Origin of the sequence: Paenibacillus sp. FSL H8-0280, assembly GCF_045040665.1 — a bacterium.
Taxonomy (GTDB): Bacteria; Bacillota; Bacilli; order Paenibacillales; family Paenibacillaceae; genus Paenibacillus; species Paenibacillus xylanexedens_A.
On the sequence record NZ_CP150296.1, the window covers coordinates 399,276 to 417,918 of the forward strand.

The 18,643-nt window shown below is 47.7% G+C and carries 17 protein-coding genes; 7 read left to right on the forward strand and 10 right to left on the reverse strand.

Annotated elements, in window-relative coordinates; all coding sequences use genetic code 11:
* The first annotated feature begins 112 nt into the window (after positions 1–112).
* A complete protein-coding gene (locus MHI12_RS01910) occupies positions 113–1,249 on the forward strand; it encodes a glycoside hydrolase family 88 protein (protein ID WP_405171351.1) in 1,137 nt (378 codons plus the stop codon).
* 384 nt (positions 1,250–1,633) lie between these two features.
* Here MHI12_RS01910 and MHI12_RS01915 read toward each other — a convergent pair whose 3' ends face one another.
* A complete protein-coding gene (locus tag MHI12_RS01915) occupies positions 1,634–2,239 on the reverse strand; it encodes a class I SAM-dependent methyltransferase (protein ID WP_339196560.1) in 606 nt (201 codons plus the stop codon).
* Positions 2,240–2,447: 208 nt separating this feature from the next.
* On the opposite strand from MHI12_RS01915, the gene MHI12_RS01920 reads away from it, so the two are divergent.
* Positions 2,448–4,823 carry an Ig domain-containing protein gene (locus MHI12_RS01920; protein ID WP_405171352.1) on the forward strand — a complete coding sequence of 792 codons (2,376 nt, stop codon included), beginning with the start codon at positions 2,448–2,450 and terminating at the stop codon, positions 4,821–4,823.
* A 411-nt stretch (positions 4,824–5,234) separates the two neighbouring features.
* On the opposite strand, the gene MHI12_RS01925 is transcribed toward MHI12_RS01920, so the two are convergent.
* From MHI12_RS01925 to MHI12_RS01950, 6 genes are all read right to left on the reverse strand, one after another.
* Entirely contained in the window at positions 5,235–5,780 is a 546-nt protein-coding gene (locus MHI12_RS01925) for a chromate transporter (RefSeq protein ID WP_017691072.1), read from the reverse strand.
* Between the two features lie 2 nt (positions 5,781–5,782).
* Complete coding sequence (locus tag MHI12_RS01930; RefSeq protein WP_017691071.1) at positions 5,783–6,370, reverse strand: chromate transporter; 588 nt, start codon at positions 6,368–6,370, stop codon at positions 5,783–5,785.
* Positions 6,371–6,382: 12 nt separating this feature from the next.
* A complete protein-coding gene (locus MHI12_RS01935) occupies positions 6,383–6,877 on the reverse strand; it encodes an Lrp/AsnC family transcriptional regulator (RefSeq protein WP_036616550.1) in 495 nt (164 codons plus the stop codon).
* Between the two features lie 270 nt (positions 6,878–7,147).
* Positions 7,148–8,263 carry a PAS domain-containing protein gene (locus tag MHI12_RS01940; protein WP_341005853.1) on the reverse strand — a complete coding sequence of 372 codons (1,116 nt, stop codon included), beginning with the start codon at positions 8,261–8,263 and terminating at the stop codon, positions 7,148–7,150.
* Positions 8,256–8,906: a response regulator transcription factor gene (locus MHI12_RS01945; RefSeq protein WP_017691068.1), complete on the reverse strand. Its 651-nt coding sequence runs from the start codon at positions 8,904–8,906 to the stop codon at positions 8,256–8,258. Before MHI12_RS01945 ends, MHI12_RS01940 begins: the two co-directional genes overlap by 8 nt.
* 109 nt (positions 8,907–9,015) lie before the next feature.
* Positions 9,016–9,447 (reverse strand): GAF domain-containing protein, encoded by a 432-nt coding sequence (locus MHI12_RS01950; protein WP_307415298.1) that lies wholly within the window; start codon positions 9,445–9,447, stop codon positions 9,016–9,018.
* A 560-nt stretch (positions 9,448–10,007) separates the two neighbouring features.
* Between MHI12_RS01950 and MHI12_RS01955 the strand changes: the two genes are divergently transcribed.
* Positions 10,008–10,784, forward strand: a complete 777-nt coding sequence (locus tag MHI12_RS01955) for a Crp/Fnr family transcriptional regulator (protein WP_339311836.1) — start codon at positions 10,008–10,010, stop codon at positions 10,782–10,784.
* A 160-nt stretch (positions 10,785–10,944) separates the two neighbouring features.
* Here the strand turns inward: MHI12_RS01955 and MHI12_RS01960 are convergent, their stop codons facing one another.
* The 3 genes from MHI12_RS01960 to MHI12_RS01970 form a co-directional block, all read right to left on the reverse strand.
* Positions 10,945–11,502, reverse strand: coding sequence for a GNAT family N-acetyltransferase (locus MHI12_RS01960; RefSeq protein ID WP_405171353.1), 558 nt, complete (start codon positions 11,500–11,502; stop codon positions 10,945–10,947).
* A gap of 124 nt (positions 11,503–11,626) precedes the next feature.
* Positions 11,627–11,782, reverse strand: coding sequence for a hypothetical protein (locus tag MHI12_RS01965; protein WP_017691064.1), 156 nt, complete (start codon positions 11,780–11,782; stop codon positions 11,627–11,629).
* A 153-nt stretch (positions 11,783–11,935) separates the two neighbouring features.
* A complete protein-coding gene (locus tag MHI12_RS01970) occupies positions 11,936–12,229 on the reverse strand; it encodes a hypothetical protein (RefSeq protein ID WP_405171354.1) in 294 nt (97 codons plus the stop codon).
* 224 nt (positions 12,230–12,453) lie between these two features.
* Here MHI12_RS01970 and MHI12_RS01975 point away from each other — a divergent pair, with 224 nt between their 5' ends.
* The 4 genes from MHI12_RS01975 to MHI12_RS01990 all read left to right on the forward strand — a co-directional run bounded on the left by MHI12_RS01975 (position 12,454) and on the right by MHI12_RS01990 (position 18,494).
* Entirely contained in the window at positions 12,454–13,968 is a 1,515-nt protein-coding gene (locus tag MHI12_RS01975) for a DUF6359 domain-containing protein (protein WP_405172917.1), read from the forward strand.
* Between the two features lie 207 nt (positions 13,969–14,175).
* The gene (gene cdaS, locus MHI12_RS01980; RefSeq protein ID WP_315371026.1) at positions 14,176–14,805 is read left to right on the forward strand and encodes a sporulation-specific diadenylate cyclase CdaS; all 630 of its coding nucleotides are present in this window, start codon (positions 14,176–14,178) and stop codon (positions 14,803–14,805) included.
* A 286-nt stretch (positions 14,806–15,091) separates the two neighbouring features.
* Positions 15,092–16,198, forward strand: coding sequence for a Leu/Phe/Val dehydrogenase (locus MHI12_RS01985; protein ID WP_405171355.1), 1,107 nt, complete (start codon positions 15,092–15,094; stop codon positions 16,196–16,198).
* Between the two features lie 229 nt (positions 16,199–16,427).
* Positions 16,428–18,494: a methyl-accepting chemotaxis protein gene (locus tag MHI12_RS01990; protein WP_405171356.1), complete on the forward strand. Its 2,067-nt coding sequence runs from the start codon at positions 16,428–16,430 to the stop codon at positions 18,492–18,494.
* The last annotated feature ends 149 nt before the right edge of the window (positions 18,495–18,643 follow it).

Sequence of the window (18,643 nt, forward strand, 5' to 3'; positions counted from 1 at the left end):
ATATTTATCGGATAGCTATTGCAGTTACGGCATACGACGCTATAGATAAGTTGAGGATGAGCTGGAGCATCAAGCATAGATGTCCGGTATTGAATCGAGGAGGGATATGTTCATGAACACATCAACGTCGGTAAAATGGCTCGAGGAAGCGTGGCAACAGGGGGCTGCCAAGACAATTCGGAATGCAAAGCGGATCAAGGATACTTTTCCACACACTGCCCCGCAGGGGACGTATGATCGAAATGATCCGGAATGGTGGACAGCAGGTTTCTGGCCTGGATTGTTATGGCTGGTCTATGGGGATGCGCCGGAAAGTGAAGCGGTGGCTCCGCTACATCGCATTGCCGAAAGCTGTGAGCGGCAACTGGAAGGTTGTCTGCGTGATCCCGAATCGGTGGATCACGATCTGGGGTTCATCTGGCTGCTTAGTGGCGTAGCCAACTACCGCCAGACGGGCAGCATGGATGGACGGCGGCGTGGCATGCTTGCCGCCAACCTGCTCGCTGCCCGGTTCCACGTGCGCGGTGAGTTCATCCGCGCCTGGAACTTCAGCTCGTCAGCAATGGATACGCGCGGCGTAGCCATCATTGACAGCATGATGAACCTGCCGCTGCTCTACTGGGCATCTGAGCAGAGCGGCGACCCTCGCTTCCGCTGGCTGGCGGAAGCACATGCCGACACCGTGGCGCGCGAATTCATCCGCGCTGACGGGTCCATCTGCCACGTGGTGGAGTTTGATCCACACACGGGGCAGAAGCTGCGAGAGCATGGCGGACAGGGCCATGCTCCAGGTTCCGCCTGGGCGCGGGGCACCGCCTGGGCGTTGCACGGGTTTGCGCTGTCTTTCAAGTATACGGGCGAAGCCCGATATCTGGAGACAGCGGAGCGTGCGGCCGATTTCTTCCTCGCCATGCTTGGCGAAGAGATCGTGCCGGTGTGGGATTTCCGCGCACCTGCGGAGCATCAGGTGGCGTGGGACTCGTCCGCTGCGGCGATTGCCGCGAGCGGGTTGCTTGAGCTGGCGAAGCTGTCGCCACGCGGGAAAACCTATGCTGCCGCTGGAGAACGTATCGTCCGCGGCTTGCATGAGCACTATAGCTCCGGCGATTCGGCAGCGGAAGAAGGTCTGATTATGCAGGGAACGGTGCATTACCCGGAAGGGCGAGGGCTGAATGTGCCGATTATATACGGCGATTATTTCTATATGGAAGCGCTGGCGAAGCTGCGTGGACATGCGGGGTTATTTTAAAAGAAGAATTGAGAACTACGGGCTGGAAGAACTGAAGGTGAGAACGGATTAGTAAGGTATTAGTGTTGTGAGCCTTCGAATTATTTCATTAGATTCAACTAGTTAAGCAGTTATATATTCAGTATTTAGTTGTCAGTAGCATCAGTAGCAAACCATCATCACCTGTCCGCATAAGGCTGTCTCCAGGATTAGGAACGATATTCCCTCTACTGGAGACGGAGTATACCTAAGCTTGAGCTTTGAATAGACAAATCAAGGTGAGCGGACAGGGGGATGGTGTACGTAATCGAAGGAAGACAAAAGAATATCTGGCCTATGAATACTCATTCTTACGGGTCCAGTTGGGGTGCAGAATTAGCTATGCTCTACTGAAAGAATCACTTTTCACTTCGAAGGCGTGCGTCTCAGGATGACAAAGTCGGCAGAAGATTGATCTGGATAGCGCTGCGGAATAATCTCATGAACTTTGAAATCAGGATAATCGAAGAGATACTCGAACAGATTACGGTCCTGGATTGTATCAATCCCCGGGTTGCCGTTTTCTTTCAAACGGGTGTAAAGCACCACCCATGCTGTTGAGGAGTGCAGAATATCATAGAGGGTATTGCGAAAATCTGTTTCATCCGTGATGTGATATAACACATCCAGACAGACCGTCAGATCGGCTTGCAGGAAACCTCGGTTAATCCATAGGCCTGGTGTATACAGCATGAAGCTCTTGGAAGAATCCTTGGCAAATTGGGAAGCACAACGCTTTACTGAAGAAGCCGCTACATCCACGCCCAGGTAGTCCTCATAGTTCATGTATTGCAACTGGTTGCCGTCCCCACATCCAAACTCAATGACACGATGAATCCCTTCACGTTGAATCAGTCCGTTCACAACCTCGGCCTTGAATTCAGCCAAAACCCCGTATGACCCCCTCCCGGAAGTTTCACCCGAACGATATGTTTCCTCCCAATACCCGATGTAATCAAAAGGCTGAACCATTATGTTTCCTCCAATCCTGTTAAAAGAAGTTCAAGACAGTCAATATACATAGGTATGCGCAATATTCGCAGGTATGATCTGTTGAAACAGGAATAGAAGATAAATTAATTTCCATAGAATTCCCTGAAAATTTCCTGAAAGTCTAAACATCTGGAAAGGACTTGCCGACATAAAACATAAGGAAAAAAATGATGATAATCGGGGGGAAATGATGTTAAAGCCAAGATTGACCAAGTACATGGTGATGATGCTGGTGTTGATGCTGAGTATTTCCAACGTAGGCTTGGCCGCTGCGGCAGACAAAGAACTGTCCAAAATTGTGGTTTCCAAGAATGAGATGTCGCTCGAAGTTGGTGATTCCAGTTCCGTTACGGTGACGGGTGTATATTCTGATAATACGTCGGCAAACGTAACGATCAGTTCATCCTGGAGTACCAGTGATGCTTCGATAGCAACTGTATATAATGGCGCAATTACAGCCAAAAAAGAAGGTACAGCGACGATTACCGCAGCTTACCAGGGTCAGAGTCAGACCGTTCAAGTGAAAGTGACGAAGAAAGTCAAAGCCCTTTCGAAAAACGTGCAAAGTCTGGATTTGCGCACGGGAGATACAAAAGAAATTATTTTGACAGCAACGTATAGTGATAATGAAACAAATAATGCAGCAGCAAGTACCGCAGAATGGTCTACCAGTGATGAGAAGGTTGCTACCGTTGTGAATGGTAAAGTAACTGGACAAAGCGCAGGTACGGCAGTTATTACTGCGAAAGTTGGCAGCCAGAGCGTGACGGTGGATGTTAACGTTGAAGTGGTTAAACGTGTAGATGTAGATAAACAGCAAGTTAACTTGCTGTTGAACAAAAGTGAAAGTGTGAAAGTGACGGCTACGTATCCAGATGGCACAACCAAAGATGTAACCGATCTGGCGGAGTGGACATCCAGCAATGAGAAAGTCGCGGACGTTCTTAAAGGCGAAATTACAGGATACTCGGCAGGTTCTGCCAAGATCACAGCCAAATACGGTACGAAATCAGTATCCGTTGACGTGGATGTGGATCTGACCAGCAAACTGAGTGTGGAGAAACAAAGTATTTTCTTCCGTTTGAGTGAGACAACCAAAACGGCTAATGTCGTTGTAACGGCTTCTTATCCAAACAGCAGCGATGTGAATGTAACGGATCAGGCAACTTGGACATCCAGCAACGAGAAGGTTGCAACGGTATTCAAGGGACAGATCACAGCCATTAGCGCAGGTTCAACAACGATCAAAGCAACCTATAGTGGAAAAACTGTAGAAATTGCTGTAGATGTAGATACGGCAAGATATCTGGATATCAAAGATGTAAATGACAAGCTCGCCATGAGTGTTACCGGTGATAACAAGTCTAAGACATTGGTAGCCAATGCCGAATATATTGATGCCAGTACAGAAAATGTAACTTCCAAAGCAACATGGACTTCAAGCAATCCAGATGTCGTATATGTATCAAACGGCGATCTGATTGCATACAAATCCGGTACGGCTACGATCACTGTAGCTTATGGCGGTAAAACGGTTAAATTCACAGTGAATGTAGACGTAGCAGACAAGTATGAGATGGACAAGAAGAAAGCATCGGTAGCCGTTGGTGGAACGACTTCTGCCAAAGTACTGGCGTTGTATGGTGAAACATCCAAAGATGTATCTGAAGATGCAACTTGGAGCAGCAGCAGCGACAAAATCGCTGAGGTAGATAGCAAAGGGGTTATCACAGGTGTTGCTACAGGTAAAGTAACCATTACCGCGAAGATTGAAGGCAAAACACTGACTCTGCCTGTTGAAGTAGGTATGGCTAGTGGACTGGAAGCAGATGTGAACTTCGTTGTTCTGTCTGCCAAAGAAACTCAGACGATCCTTCTAACAGGTACGGATGAGGACGGCAACACGTTGGATGTTACATCCGAAGCAACCTGGAAATCCAGCAATGCACGTGTAGCAGATGTGAAAAAAGGCGTGATCACAGGTAACAGCAGTGGTAAAGCCAACATCACAGCAGAATACGGCTCCAAAAAAGTGACGATCCAAGTTGAAGTGGATGTCATCACACGTATTGAAGCTTCCGAGCCAGTTCTTTCCCTGAAATCAAGCGATACAGCTGATCTGACGGTAACTGCCTTCTTGAGCGACGGTAGCGAGCGTGATGTTACGGACAAAGCTGAATGGAAAACGAACAGCTACAAAGTAGCTCAAGTGACCAAAGGTAAAGTCAAAGCTACAGGTTCAGGTAAAGCCAAAATCACAGCAAAATACGGTAGCAAGTCTGTCACCATTGCTGTAGATGTGGATACACTGAAATACTTGCAGACGGATAAAGTAACGTTGACCATGAAACCTGGTGAAAAGGTAACTGTGGCGGCAACTGCAACGTATGCCGATGGCAGTGAAGCTAATGTATCCAAACCGGCTCTCTGGAAATCTTCCCGTATTGCAACAGCATCGGTGAAAGATGGCATTATTCAGGCGAACGGCAAAGGTAAAGCAACGATTACGGTGACATTTGCAGGTGTGAAAACCAAAGTAACGGTAGTGGTTGAAGCGAAGTAAACGATATTTTTCAAATGTGAGTGTGAAACGCGCAAATAAAACGGTGATGCCAGCTAATAGCTGGTATCACCGTTTTTTGTTTATAAACTAGAACGTGTCTTCAAGCGCTAACGAATCTGAAACGTCTTATTCAGGGGTCTGGAGCGTTTACAGAAATCTAAGGAATCTGAGACACGTTATATCGGAAATTACAGTCTTTTATAGCACTTTTGTCAGGTGATTGTGGTAAATAACGTGTCTGATATTCCTTACAATTTATAAAGAGGACCTAAAGACCAAATAAGACGTCCTGAGTTCCTTAGAAAATGAAAATAATCTAGCTATTCGCCAACGTCCAGAACCCTTGCATACACCACCCTATTACAGAGGTATAACCAAGTGGTTCTGTGACGTTCCCTGTACGTTCTACTACTACATCGTGTGAGATAGTACCAGTGCACCATAGGCAAAAGCGATCACGATTAGAATGGCTGGGTGCAGCTTGGTCTTGGTCATAACCCAGAGCGAGATGCCGGCAATGATCAATGTCTGCCAGATGCCGATGGAATCAGTGGATAGCTGTCCAAATTCCCATGTAAGCAGAATCATGAGTACAGCGATAACAGGCTGCACGAGTAGGGTCATGCCTTTGACTTTCGGTGACGTGCGATGTTTGTTCAACAGACGAAGTAATATAATTAGTGCAGTTGCGGAAGGCACGATTGTGGCAAAACTTGCGATAAATGCCCCAAACCAGCCTGCTACGTGGTACCCGACAAATGCAGCAATTTTGGTTGCAATCGGCCCGGGAAGGGCGTTACCAATCGCCAGTACATCACCGAATTGCTCTGTGGTCATCCATTGGTAATGGTTCACAATCTCTTCCTGCATTAGCGGAATGGATGCCGGGCCGCCCCCATATCCCAAGATGTTTGCTACGAAAAATCCCCAAAATAATTCCCACCAGGTCTGGAGCATCCTTAGGACACCCCCTTATCAGACTCGCCTTTGGACTTGAAGCGCTGAACCAGATCCAGATGGAAGACACCATATCCAAGGAAAACAGCGATCACAATCCCCGGATGGATATCCAGCAGCTGCAATAGTACAAAGGCAATTACGCCGAATAGGGCGGCAAAAACTTTACCAAGTCCCTTCCAGGCTTTCATGGCAAATTCATAAGCCATCATGCCCAGCATGACAAAAATGACCGGCCGCACGGCGGCTACCATGCCTGCTACCACTTTCGACTCGCGTAGCGCGTACATGGAACCGAGCAGCGCGATAATGGCAATGCTTGTCGGTAAAATGTGAGCGAGTACGGACACGATCGCGCCCAGCACACCTTTGGTTTTATAACCGAGATATGCGGCCATCTTGGTCGCGATGGGACCCGGCAAGGCGTTGGCGATAGCCAAAATCTCGCCGAACTCCTCATCACTGACCCATTTGTAACGCGTAACGGCTTCGTAACGGATCAACGGAATAACCGAAGGTCCACCGCCATATCCGAGAATTCCGGTTCGTACCATTCCGATGACGAGACCGTTGTAATCTTTCCAACCCATGCTGATTTCCTCCTAGAGTCTCATGCCCATCCGGCTTTTATAACGTTTCAACAATAGCTGTGATTCCACTTTGACGATACCCGGCATCTTATAGAGCTTCTCCAGCAAAAACTGCTCCATCTCTTCCATATCCGCAAAAATACCGTGCATGTGCAGGGTACTAGGGCCTGTCATATGATATAGGCTGGTGACGGCTGGCTCTTCATCCAGTTTCTCAGCGACTTCATCCAGGAAGGGCGGTTCAACATCGACATTGAAAAAGGCGGAGACCTGAAGCCCAACTTTGCCTGGGTTGATTACAACGGTGAAGCGTTCGATGATTCCTTTTTCGGATAACGCATTAATGCGTGCCTGAACAGCCACACGTGACAACCCGATCTGTGTACCCAGATCCGTATAGGATATCCGGCTGTTGTGGTGAAGCGCGGCGATGATTTTGCGATCCATCTCGTCCAGATTGTACATTTGAGGAATTTCCCCACCCTTGGAGGAGCGTTTCTCTGACATGTTGACCATCCTTTTCTCTCGCTATATGAAATGAACAATGAAATTTTACTAATCATACAATGTGTATGTGGCATTCATAGTTTAATGACGAATCGTAACTGGAGTCAATCTATTTATCATGATTATTGAATTTAACCGATTTTGAGCCTTCATTTTGTCATTTCGACCAATCGGAAATAAAAAGACCACTCGCACAGTCCAATAGCGAGCAGCCGTTAAATAATAGATAAGCTGGAGTGAAGCGCAAAGTGTGATACGAAGCATGTCCGGTTATACTTGGGCTGTCTTGGGCAATAAAAGGGTAACGGTAGTCCCTTCGCCAGGCTCGGAAGAAACTCTCAACGTTCCTCCTGCACCACGGGCACGCTCTTCCATGCTGAACAATCCAACGCCATTGCCTGCGGTTGCTTCGCTGAATCCAGCACCTTGGTCTTCAATAATAACCATCGTCATGTTCTCAGCGTCTTCTATAGTAACACGTGCCTCGGCAACATCGGCATACTTCGCGACATTGGTTAAGGCTTCCTGAATAATTCGGTAGATGGCTATCTCCCGGTTCATCTCCAGTCGTTTGCGCAAATTACATTCCAGATCAACTTCGATCCCGTAGTGACGGGTGTAATTCTCGATATACGTACGAATCGCCGGAACAACACCCAGGTCATCCAGAACGGATGGTCTCAGCTCCCATGCCATACCGCGTACATCTTCCATGATACCCGTGACCTGCTTACGAAGTGCTTCAACCCCGGGTTGAGGCTGGTCTGCCAGCAGGCGGTCCATCTGAATCACCAGAGAGAAGAGACTCTGTCCAATCCCGTCATGCAGTTCACGCGAGATCCGGCGTCGCTCCTCTTCCTGAATGTTCATCACTTGGGACATCATCTTTTGCAATTCGGCTTCGACGGATTTCAGCTTGGTGACCTCGCTGCGTACAGCCAGGTATTGATAGGGCTCCCCGTCGTTATCAAGGAAAGGCACGATGGTGGTGTTGACCCAATAATGACTGCCGTCTCTGGCACGATTGAGAATTTCCCCGTTCCATACCTTACCTGAGGATATCGTGTCCCACAGGTTTTTCATAAAGCTTTTGCCATGGTATCCGGAATTAATGATTCGATGATCCTTACCGATCAGTTCCTCGCGCTCATACTGCGAGATTTCACAGAATTTATCATTCACATACTGGATTTTCCCCTTGCGGTCTGTCAGGGCTACAATGGAGGATTCATCCAAGGCAAATTTCAGATCACTCAGTTGATGCAGGGAACCCTTCAACCTGCTGCGAAATTCATTATCCGTAATGTGATCATCGATTTCGTTCAGCAGGAGGCGTACGGGCTGGTCTGCGAGACCACTTAATCTGTTCTTGCGTGCACTACTCAAAGTTCAGCAACCCCTTTTTCATAGCGAACTTCACCAGTTCCGGTCGTGTACGCAGGCCAAGTTTCTCCATCAGATTGCTTTTGTGGGATTCGACCGTTTTGACACTGATGATCAGATGTTCGGCGATTTCCTTGTTGGCATAACCCTTGGCAATCCAGGACAAAATCTCTTTCTCCCGCTCGGATAACGTGTCATACGGTCCGGCGTTTTCCTGTTTGGCTTTGTCCAGGTATTCACTCATCAGCCGCTTGGTCGCACTGGGGTACAGATAGGCGCTACCCTCTGCTACGGAACGAATCGCAGCAAGCAATTCTTCATGCGGCGCACTTTTGAGTATATATCCGGATGCTCCCGCGTGGATGGCGCGGAACAGATATTCTTCATCGTCATGCATGGTTAGTATCAAAATGGAGACATCTGGCATCAATTTCTTCAATTCAGCGGTAGCGGTCAGACCGTCTTTGCCTGGTGGCATGCTAAAATCCATCAAGACCACATCTGGTTTCAACTCTTGAGCCTTGGCAATGGCTTCATCGCCATCTGCGGCATCTCCAACGATATGTATATCATTCTTTCCTTCAAGTAAGGCGATCAGCCCGGAACGCACGACAACATGGTCGTCTACAACTAATAGTTGAATCACATGATTTCCCCCTGTCCGCTTCCTTAGTTCTATCTATATCATAACAAAAAAAGAAGCCATTCAGAGCTTTAATCTCCGAATAGCTTCTCTTACTCTCTAGTTCAAACTTTTATCCAAACACCTTTGGCTGAAGATGTAGAGCGATTTGCTCCGTCTGCCGGATCATGTCCGATGAGAAGGTGCAGGGCAGTCTGCTGCCAACAAGCAGCACGGCACCAGGCACACTTCCTTCCTGGAACACAGGTACTGCTATGGCACTTACCAGGCGCTCAGCAAGCATTAACGGGCAACGACCGGGTGTATGCTCCCCGGTGGATTGTGCATCAGATCGAGCTGTGCGTCCAGTCCGAAGGGCTGTGCCCACCAGATCTTGTCCGGGGCGCATTTCCATGCGTTTCACCCGTTCATTACTAGCCCCAGAGGTATATTTCCAGCGTAGCATCGTCCCGTTCAGACAGGCAAGTCCACAGAAGTCGCTGGATGTGTTCAGGCGCAGGCCGTCGATCATCTCCTGAATGCCGGATGGCAGTTCATCATGCATGAGAGGACACTTCCTTTTTCGAAATTATAACGTACGTAAAGTGTAATTATTATCATTAACCTTTTAGGATCATCTTAAAGAGGTAGTTCAAAAAGTCCGCTTTTGATTACGAAGGATGCCTATCGGCATCATCAGCATCGAATATGGAATTCAGCCGAAATGTCCGTTGCTCACGTAGTTTTGCCTACGCTCCGCTACTCCATTTCTAGCTTCATCCCATCTTCTCGGTACTGAAAACCGCTCTTTTTGAACAGGATCATCTTAAAGTAAGGGTATTACAATGTTAGTTCTATTGTAGACCCTTTCTCTTACGTTGTAATTCAGGGAAAACCCCTATTTCCGTTCCGTAATCTACTGAACTTGGGCAGTGGAGGACTCCTGAGTCAGATGCACCAAGGGATTGAAGAAATGCGAAGGATGAGGCATATCGGTGAAATGTGACTTTTCTCACAGCAAACTCAGGGAGTTTCTCGTCAATGATCAGGTAATCCCCCGATAACCCTCGCGCTACTTTCGCGGTATGATGGATACATAAGGAATCACCGAGGGGGACGAAGGTTATGGGTACAGTATTTGTAGAAAGAACAACCCAAAGAGCAGAGCAGAAACAAACGGAGGCGGGCAAAATGACACGGGAAACAGGCGGAATCCTTTCGTTCGTTACATCTGAGCAATGGGACCTGATTGAAGCAAAGATGCAGCCCAAACGGGTGAAGTCGGGGTATAGTCTCTTTCTCGAAGGCGATGAAGCCGGATATCTGTACTACATTCGTTCAGGACGAGTGAAAATGACCAAGTCGACGGAGGATGGCAAGGAAATTATTTTATCCATTCAGCAAAGCGGCGATCTCATCGGTGAATTCGGCGGCATCGGCGGATTGAATCATAGCTACAGTGCAGAGATGGCGGAAAAAGGGGAACTGGCCATTATCTCGCTTAGCGATCTGGAAAGTATACTCAGCAAACATGGCGACCTTGCCTTGAAATTCTTGCAATGGATGGCACTGTCGCAGCGGATTACCCAGTCGAGATTCCGTGATTTGTTGCTCTATGGCAAGGCGGGTGCGCTCGCTTCGACACTGATCCGTGCCAGCAATTCGTATGGCAGGGTTACACCGGATGGTATTGTGCTGGACATGAAGCTGAACCATACCGATCTTGCCGAGATGATTGGAGCGACCCGGGAGAGCGTAACGCGGATGCTGGGGGCATGGAAGGAACAAGGTACGCTGGATATGATGGACGGCAAACTGATGATTCGTGACCTGGCAGCCCTGCGCTGTATGTGCGGATGTCCGACATTCCCAAGCTGCCCGGTAGAGCTGTGCCGACTGTAACATAGCTTGTTCCGGTGTTCCGAGTTGAGGGAAGAACAACGGTTGCATCCCTGAGGAACAAATTTGATTTGGAATCCAAATGAGGCTTCAAGGCTTCACCTCCATTGGCGATTGGGGTCGTTACGGAGCAAAAGAAAAGCTGGCGTCCCATATATGGGAGTCAGCTTTTTGTGTTTCTTTGAAATTGTTCATCAGTATATTCTCTGGCGAGAATCGAATAGATCACAGAGTCATGAAAGGAACCTTTGTAGAACCAGTGCTCGCGTAATAGCCCTTCTCGCTGCATGCCAATCTTCTTCATGACATTCTCCGAAGCAGTGTTATGCGGACGACATTTGGCGTAAATCCGGTGAACGTCCAGTTCGTTGAAACCGAAGCCTAGTAGAGCACTGGCTGCTTCGGCGGCATAACCTTTTCCTTGATAGGCGGGATTAAGGACGTAACCGATCTCTGCATTGGTTTTCTCCATCACGTGAATACCTACTCCGCCGAGGAGAGTTCCATCATTTTTCAAACATATCGCCAGTTCAAAGCCCTCTCGTGGTTGTGTCTGCTGCATATCCAACACAAACTTCACGTACTCTCGCGTATCTTCTTCTGTATTAGGCCCCCACGCTGTATGCTGAGTAACTTCTGTCATGGATGTGTAGCTATGTATACTTTCCCAGTCTGTCTCCAGAATATCCCTGATGATGAGTCGTTCGGTCTCCAGTTGCATCGTTGTTCACTCCTTCACGTTTGAGTAACTTTACTGTACATTGTACAACAAAAATAGCCCATAACAGATTCAAAGAATGAATCGGTCATGAGCAATAATGTAGATCTATGATGTATGTGGCATGCTATTGTGGTTGTTTACATTGAACTGCAGGATAAGTATAAGCCAGCTTACGGATAATTTCCTTTTGCCATCTCGTATCACCCAGATTGGTTGCCAGGTTCAGAAGATCCAAATAATCGTCAAGCTGCAGATCAGCCTTTTGCAGAGTTGTATTCATTCGATGTTCGTTCCCCTTTATCTATAAAATCGTAAAATCATATGCAGTAGAAAGTTACAAAGAGACAAGTTCAAGAATGATAATCATTATCATGTTTATATATTCATTATGCAATGAACGCTGGCAAAATGCAATCCCAAGTCCGCATCGAATTTAACTTTTTTCTGAAAATAGGCTCATCCACAGCACATAGGGAATGTATACACCGAGATATGCAGACGGATACAAGAACCAGCCATTCAGCAGGAAATGGTGAATCTCGGTGGTGAATGTGGTCATATGAGCATTCGTCGCATACACATCACCAGCGATGACGGTTGCCGCACTGTAGAAACAGAGTAGCGCAAGAATATGGAACACTCGGGTAACCATTCGGGAACGAAGAGCAACATAAGCCATAATCAGCGGAACAATCAACAAGAGTAACAAAAATACCAATTTCATCATCGTTTTACTCCTTCAGTAAATGGAATCCTAATGATAATCAGTATGGGCCAATAGACTCAACTTCTAAACTTTTTCATAAACTTTACAAAAAGAAAGAGGAATTCAGCATATGAACAATTAAATTAAAGGAGGATAACCCATTATCAGGTAATTTGGAGGAGGAGAAAGGGAATATGAAGAAGGCGTTATGGCAGCACTGGATCGGGGCATTCCTGGTCTTTATCATGATGGCAACCGCACTGCTGGGGCCGGGTTCGCAAAGTCCGGTACAAGCTGCAGCACCACTTACGGTATCTCAGGCCATCGCTGCCCAGAGCGGTGGAGGAACAGCAACGGTTGAAGGAATCATTGTTGGACATGCTACCGGGTCGCTTACCGCGAAGTTTACATCTCCGTATGCCAATGATTTTAATGTTCTGATTGCGGATTCAGCGTCAGAGCGGACCAACGCCAGATTATTGGATGTACAGATTCCCTCATCTTTCCGTTCGCAATATGGATTGGCGTCCAACCCCAGTCTTGTAGGCAAAAAGATCATCGTAACCGGAACCCTTGGTGCCTACAACAGCTATGCAGGAGTCAAAAACCCAACGTCCATCACACTTTCCTCCGGAACAACCAATCCTGATCCAGAACCGAACCCAGGCACAACACTGCCGGACGGTACCGGCAAGAAAGTATTGTTCGATAATACCCACGCTCAGACAGCAGGTGCTGCCGACTGGATTATTGACGGGGCATTTTCGGATTTTGCCAATGGTTTGCGAAACGCAGGCTTCGCCGTGGATCAGCTGGAACGCAGCATCCCGTATACATTCGGTGAGCAAGCCATCACCTATAATAAATTGAAAGATTACGACGTCTTTGTCATCGGCGAAGCCAACGTACCGTTCAAAGCGACTGAGCAGGCTGCGCTGGTGCAGTACGTGCAGAACGGAGGGAGTGTTTTCTTCATCTCCGACCACTATAATGCAGACCGTAACAAAAACCGCTGGGATTCTTCCGAAGTATTCAACGGTTATCGCCGCGGTGCCTTCCTGAATCCGGCCAAAGGCATGTCTTCGGCTGAAGCCGAATCACCAGCGATGCAGAGTGTGACGAGTTCAGACTGGCTCGCGACGAACTTTGGTGTCCGTTTCCGCTACAATGCCCTGGGAGATGTGAACGCATCGGATATCGTTGCACCTGCACAATCCTTTGGCATTACGGCTGGTGTCAATTCTGTAGCCATGCATGCGGGATCGACCATTGCGATTATAGACCCTAACAAGGCCAAAGGCTTGGTGTATGTACCAAGTGGTGTGTCCAAGTGGGGCAATGCCGTGGATCAGGGCGTATACAATGGTGGTGGACGAGCTGAAGGAGCCTATGCTGCGATTGCAAAGGTTGGTGCGGGCAAAGCCGCATTTATCGGTGACTCTTCCCCTGTGGAAGACGCGACTCCGAAATATTTGCGTGAAGAGACCGGTGCTACCAAGAAGACCTATGATGGATTCAAAGAAGTGGATGATGCAACGTTCCTTGTGAATACTGTGAAATGGCTCGCGGTCAAAGAGAGTTACACCAGTCTGGCACAAGTGCCAGGACTGACATTGGATACGGCCACAAGCCTGCTTTCGATGGAAGCTCCAGCTGCATCAACCGAGCCGCAACTTGAGCCGTGGGCTGCACCTGCGGCAGGGTACAAATGGTATGATCCAACTACATTTAAGACAGGTTCATACGGCAAAGCGCAATAAGTGAAGTAGACATCAACTCAACATGCGAATAGGGTCTGACCGTGGAGTTTGCGGACAGGCTCTTTTTTTTTTGCTTGTTATATCAGTTACAATGAAGCCCATGATTAGCTCCTACAGCCCTGCCATTGCATAAATATCTGCTCCAGAGGGGAAGGTATGGGTACTAATGATGCGGCGTGAAGCCCAACATAACCTAGGAGGCGGCGAATGATGACTCAGCAAGCAGACTGTGACAGTTCCTCGATGAGGCAGAAGCTTAAGGCAGACCTCCATCGTGTAGCAGAGCGTATGAATCTGACGTTATCCCAATTTGACAATGACAGTGCCTGCCTGCTGGGGCAATTTGCAGAGATTCGAGCGGAAATCAAGCAGATCGAGGTGCTCGCCTCTTCGTTTTATCTGGATTGTTATCTTTCGCCCTTTACAGAGAAGTTTGCCGAATTAACATCGAGCGTACAGCATCTATCTGACCGGAGATATGGGGCGTTGATTGTGATTGAACGGGAGATTCCGTTGGAGTCGATCATTCACTCAGGCGTAACTGTGGATGCAAGAGTGACACATGCACTGCTGGAATCGCTGTTCATTCCCGGTGCACCTCTGCATGATGGGGCTGTGTTGATTCGTGGTAATCAGATTGTATCCGCTGGTAATGTGCTGCCGTTGTCGCAAGCGGAAGTGCATGAACGAAAAATAGGCACTCGTCATCGTGCAGCACTGGGACTCAGTGAATTGACGGATGCGGTTGTGTTGGTTGTCTCCGAGGAGACAGGACAGGCTTCATTCGCTGTGGATGGTGATTTGCATCCAATCAATGTGGTTGAAACGCTCCCTTAAATGAGAAGGATCAAGTGGCCTACATGGGCGATTAAGTTAAGGCTGTTGAGGAAAGTGTACCTTTCTCCTGTAAGGGAGAGAGGTTTTTCTATTGATAGACGATAAAATTATAATCTGAAATTCTACAGCTTTGCTCCCGCCATATGAGAAACATCGATCGATGCTTCTCTGACATTGCGATGTGATTTTGCACAAACTGGGTATTCATGGGTACAATAGAGGATGGTCAATGAATAGAGAACAATGCGATTGGATCGCAAAAATGGTTGGAGGAGACGGTTAGCACATGAGTTGGTTTGAAGCAATGGAGCATCACGATTATGAGGAACTGGTTCTGTGCCAGGATCGAAATTCAGGGTTAAAAGCAATTATCGCCATACACGACACAACACTCGGCCCTGCGCTGGGAGGCACGCGGATGTGGACTTACGCTTCAGAAGAAGCCGCCATTGAAGATGCCCTGCGCCTTGCCCGTGGTATGACATATAAGAATGCGGTATCTGGCCTGAATCTCGGCGGTGGCAAAACCGTTATCATCGGAGATCCGCGGCGCGACAAAAACGAAGCGATGTTTCGGGCGTTTGGACGATATATTCAAGGGTTGAACGGACGTTATATCACGGCCGAAGATGTGGGAACAACGGAAGATGACATGAACCTGATTTATCAGGAAACCGATTATGTGACAGGCATCTCGGCTAGTTATGGTTCATCCGGTAACCCATCGCCTGCAACGGCTTGGGGTGTATATCGTGGGATTAAGGCAGCATCCAAAGAAGCATTTGGTACCGATCTGCTGGAGGGTAAAACGATAGCGGTCCAAGGTGTTGGCAATGTAGCGATGCATCTGTGCAAATATCTGTATGAGGAAGGTGCACATCTGATCGTTACGGATATCCATAAGGACTCGGTGAAACAGGCTGTGGACCGCTTCGGCGCGACAGCAGTTGATCCCGCAGACATCACTAGTGTGGAATGTGATATCTATGCACCATGTGCACTGGGCGGCACGATTAATGACGATACGCTCAAAACGCTCAAGGCGAAGGTTGTAGCGGGCTGTGCCAATAATCAGTTGCTGGAGACCCGTCATGGGGATCAGCTGTATGATATGGGCATCGTATATGCGCCTGACTATGTTATCAATGCAGGTGGCGTCATTAACATTGCGGATGAGTTGAACGGTTACAACGCGGATCGGGCGTGGAGCAAGATCGGAGAGATCTATTCCAATCTGGAGAAAATATTCGAAAGCTCACGTACCGAGGGCATCGCTACCTATGTTGCCGCAGATCGTCTGGCTGAGCGACGGATTGAACAGATGAAGAATACACGCAGTACATTCCTGCAGAATGGTCATCACGCATTGAGTTCCCGGAGATTGCGCAAGTAATCTTAATAGAACATAAAAAAACTTTAAACGGTCTGTTAGATAACGGCAACATCCATTCCCAAGATGGATAGTCGATCTGACAGGCCATTTTTTATGTTGCTATTAGAATTAAAAAAAGAAAAACAGTGGCAATATCTCCCTAAATGATCAATTCTACTATGGATTTTTCCGATAATGTATGTACATCGTTCAGATGCATATGGTTCAGGGAAGTGGGGAGAAGTGGGAAATGGGGAAGAGAAAAGGGTTAGGGCATAGGATCAAAAATATGTCGCTTAAAATCAAATTGCCTTTCATGATCAGTGTATTGGTTGTTTTGGTTCTGCTTGGTGCAACGACCACAAGTTATATGATCTCATCTGATGTTGTGGTCAAGAAAAGCAAGGATGAAATGAATGTGATGGCTGACCGCCTTGGGGAAGGGCTTTGGACAGCTATGCAGCTTCAACAACAATTGAGTCATGCCATATCGGTGCATAATACCTTCAAGGAACTCTTGGAGTTGCGTGATACCAATGAAATGCCAGATGATACCTTTTTCACAGATGAGAATCCATATTTCAACAGAGCAAATACGATTCTCACTGACAGTATATCCGATACGGAAGGCTCCAAGCCGGACCTGTTCGTATTTGACAAGGAAGGAACCATGGTGGCGGGTACCATGCCAGAAGTCATTGGTCAGTCACGGGGAGATCGGGAATATTTTAAGGAATCCATACAGGGGAAATCCTTCATCAGTGACGCGGTCGTCTCTAAGACTAGCAAGAAGCTCATTATTGTATTCTCGGAGCCTATCACCGATGAACAGGGGAATATACTAGGTGTGTTCGCCATGTCGGTGGACAGCAGCTTTTTCCTGGGGCAACTGGGAGACATTAAAATCAATGCCGAAGGCAGAGTTGAAGTGCTGAGCCGGAGCGGCATCATCATGTATGATTCACTGGACCCTTCCATTGTGGGACAAACGCTGGAAGCGGACAAGGAAGCGATGGGAATCATCGAGGCCAGAGCCACTGACAAAGTAAAAATCACTTCGATGGATCGAGATAACATCTATTATCGCGTTAATCAGATTCCCGGTGCAGATCTATCTGTGGTCATCATTGACGACTATGACGATATCAAGCGTCCAATAGAAGATATCCAACGTCAGATGGTTATCGTGACCTTGATCGGAGTTGCTCTGGCTATTGGTGTGGGGTTGCTGATTTCTCGTAGTATTACAAGACCTATCATTCGTCTGATCGGACTGTTCCAACAGCTTGCTCAAGGCAATCTGACCGTTAAGGCCAATGGCAGATATAACAGTGAATTCAAAGATCTGGCGGAGAGCTTTAATGGTATGGTGGAGCAGAACAGGAACCTCATTACCGATATGAATAATTCAATCCATGTCCTTCAAGCCAGCACTCAGGAATTGGAGGAGACATCCAGACAGACGGCAAGATCCATTGATGAGACATCGGCGACGTCCATGGGGATTGCCAAAGCCATGGAGGCCCAATCGGAAGATACCGAGCAGATTGCAGGTAAATTCAACAGCTTTGGCGATAAAGTGGCTGCCATGAACAGCAGTGCACAGGATGTGAAGGCAAGAGCAGATGAGATCGAGACTGTATTTCACAATGGGAATGAAGTCGTGAATGAACTGATGCGTATTAATGAGGTGAACGAACGGGAAGTGGAGAAAATCTCGGAGATTACCGTCAAACTTCAAACCAGTTCGGGCAGTATTAGTCAGATCACGGAAGCCATCAGCCAGATTGCGAAGCAGACCAATCTGCTTGCATTGAATGCTTCCATTGAAGCATCACGGGCTGGAGAGCATGGCAGAGGATTTGCAGTTGTAGCCGAGGAGATCCGCAATCTGGCAGAGCAGAGTTCCCGCCAATCCAAGGAAATCTCCAGCATTATCGAGCAGAATCTGGCCGATGTTGCCGAGAACAACCAAAGTGTTGCCGAAATTCACACCATTTCGTCCAGACAGGATGAGCTTGTCTTGCAGACTCGTCAGGCATTTGATGTGATTCTGGAGAAGGTAACGGTCATTAATCAACAGATCGCTACGATGGCAGTACAGATGCAGGAGATGTTACAGAACAAGGATGATGTACTGGAGTCAGCCCATAGTTTGTCAGCTTCAGGAGAGCAGGTATCCGCTTCGGTTGAAGAGGTAACAGCAACCATGATGGAGCAATCTTCAACAGTACAGCAGTTGGCCAACATGGTCGATACGATCGATCAATTGACGCAAAAGCTGGCCGAATCGGCTGCGCGATTCAAGGTGGAGTAAGGGGCTGTCTCAAAAGGAATTCCGCCTCGCTCCAAGTGCTAACGAACCTACCGCACCTTAAAAGGCGGATCATCAACGCTTGCAAGATTTAAAGAATCTCAGATCGGGGAAAATGGGAGCGAATAGCGTGTCTCAGGTTCATTAAAACA

Bases quoted from the DNA above. Each gene is read 5' to 3' on its own strand.
- MHI12_RS01930 (WP_017691071.1), bottom strand. From the start codon at position 6,370: ATGGGTTGGAAAGATTACAACGGTCTCGTCATCGGAATGGTACGAACC.
- MHI12_RS01950 (WP_307415298.1), bottom strand. From the start codon at position 9,447: ATGCATGATGAACTGCCATCCGGCATTCAGGAGATGATCGACGGCCTG.
- MHI12_RS01985 (WP_405171355.1), top strand. From the start codon at position 15,092: ATGAGTTGGTTTGAAGCAATGGAGCATCACGATTATGAGGAACTGGTT.
- MHI12_RS01920 (WP_405171352.1), top strand. From the start codon at position 2,448: ATGATGTTAAAGCCAAGATTGACCAAGTACATGGTGATGATGCTGGTG.
- MHI12_RS01915 (WP_339196560.1), bottom strand. From the start codon at position 2,239: ATGGTTCAGCCTTTTGATTACATCGGGTATTGGGAGGAAACATATCGT.
- MHI12_RS01935 (WP_036616550.1), bottom strand. From the start codon at position 6,877: ATGTCAGAGAAACGCTCCTCCAAGGGTGGGGAAATTCCTCAAATGTAC.
- MHI12_RS01925 (WP_017691072.1), bottom strand. From the start codon at position 5,780: ATGCTCCAGACCTGGTGGGAATTATTTTGGGGATTTTTCGTAGCAAAC.
- MHI12_RS01970 (WP_405171354.1), bottom strand. From the start codon at position 12,229: ATGATGAAATTGGTATTTTTGTTACTCTTGTTGATTGTTCCGCTGATT.
- MHI12_RS01975 (WP_405172917.1), top strand. From the start codon at position 12,454: ATGATGGCAACCGCACTGCTGGGGCCGGGTTCGCAAAGTCCGGTACAA.
- MHI12_RS01960 (WP_405171353.1), bottom strand. From the start codon at position 11,502: ATGCAACTGGAGACCGAACGACTCATCATCAGGGATATTCTGGAGACA.
- MHI12_RS01955 (WP_339311836.1), top strand. From the start codon at position 10,008: ATGGGTACAGTATTTGTAGAAAGAACAACCCAAAGAGCAGAGCAGAAA.
- MHI12_RS01990 (WP_405171356.1), top strand. From the start codon at position 16,428: ATGGGGAAGAGAAAAGGGTTAGGGCATAGGATCAAAAATATGTCGCTT.
- cdaS (WP_315371026.1), top strand. From the start codon at position 14,176: ATGATGACTCAGCAAGCAGACTGTGACAGTTCCTCGATGAGGCAGAAG.
- MHI12_RS01910 (WP_405171351.1), top strand. From the start codon at position 113: ATGAACACATCAACGTCGGTAAAATGGCTCGAGGAAGCGTGGCAACAG.
- MHI12_RS01965 (WP_017691064.1), bottom strand. From the start codon at position 11,782: ATGAATACAACTCTGCAAAAGGCTGATCTGCAGCTTGACGATTATTTG.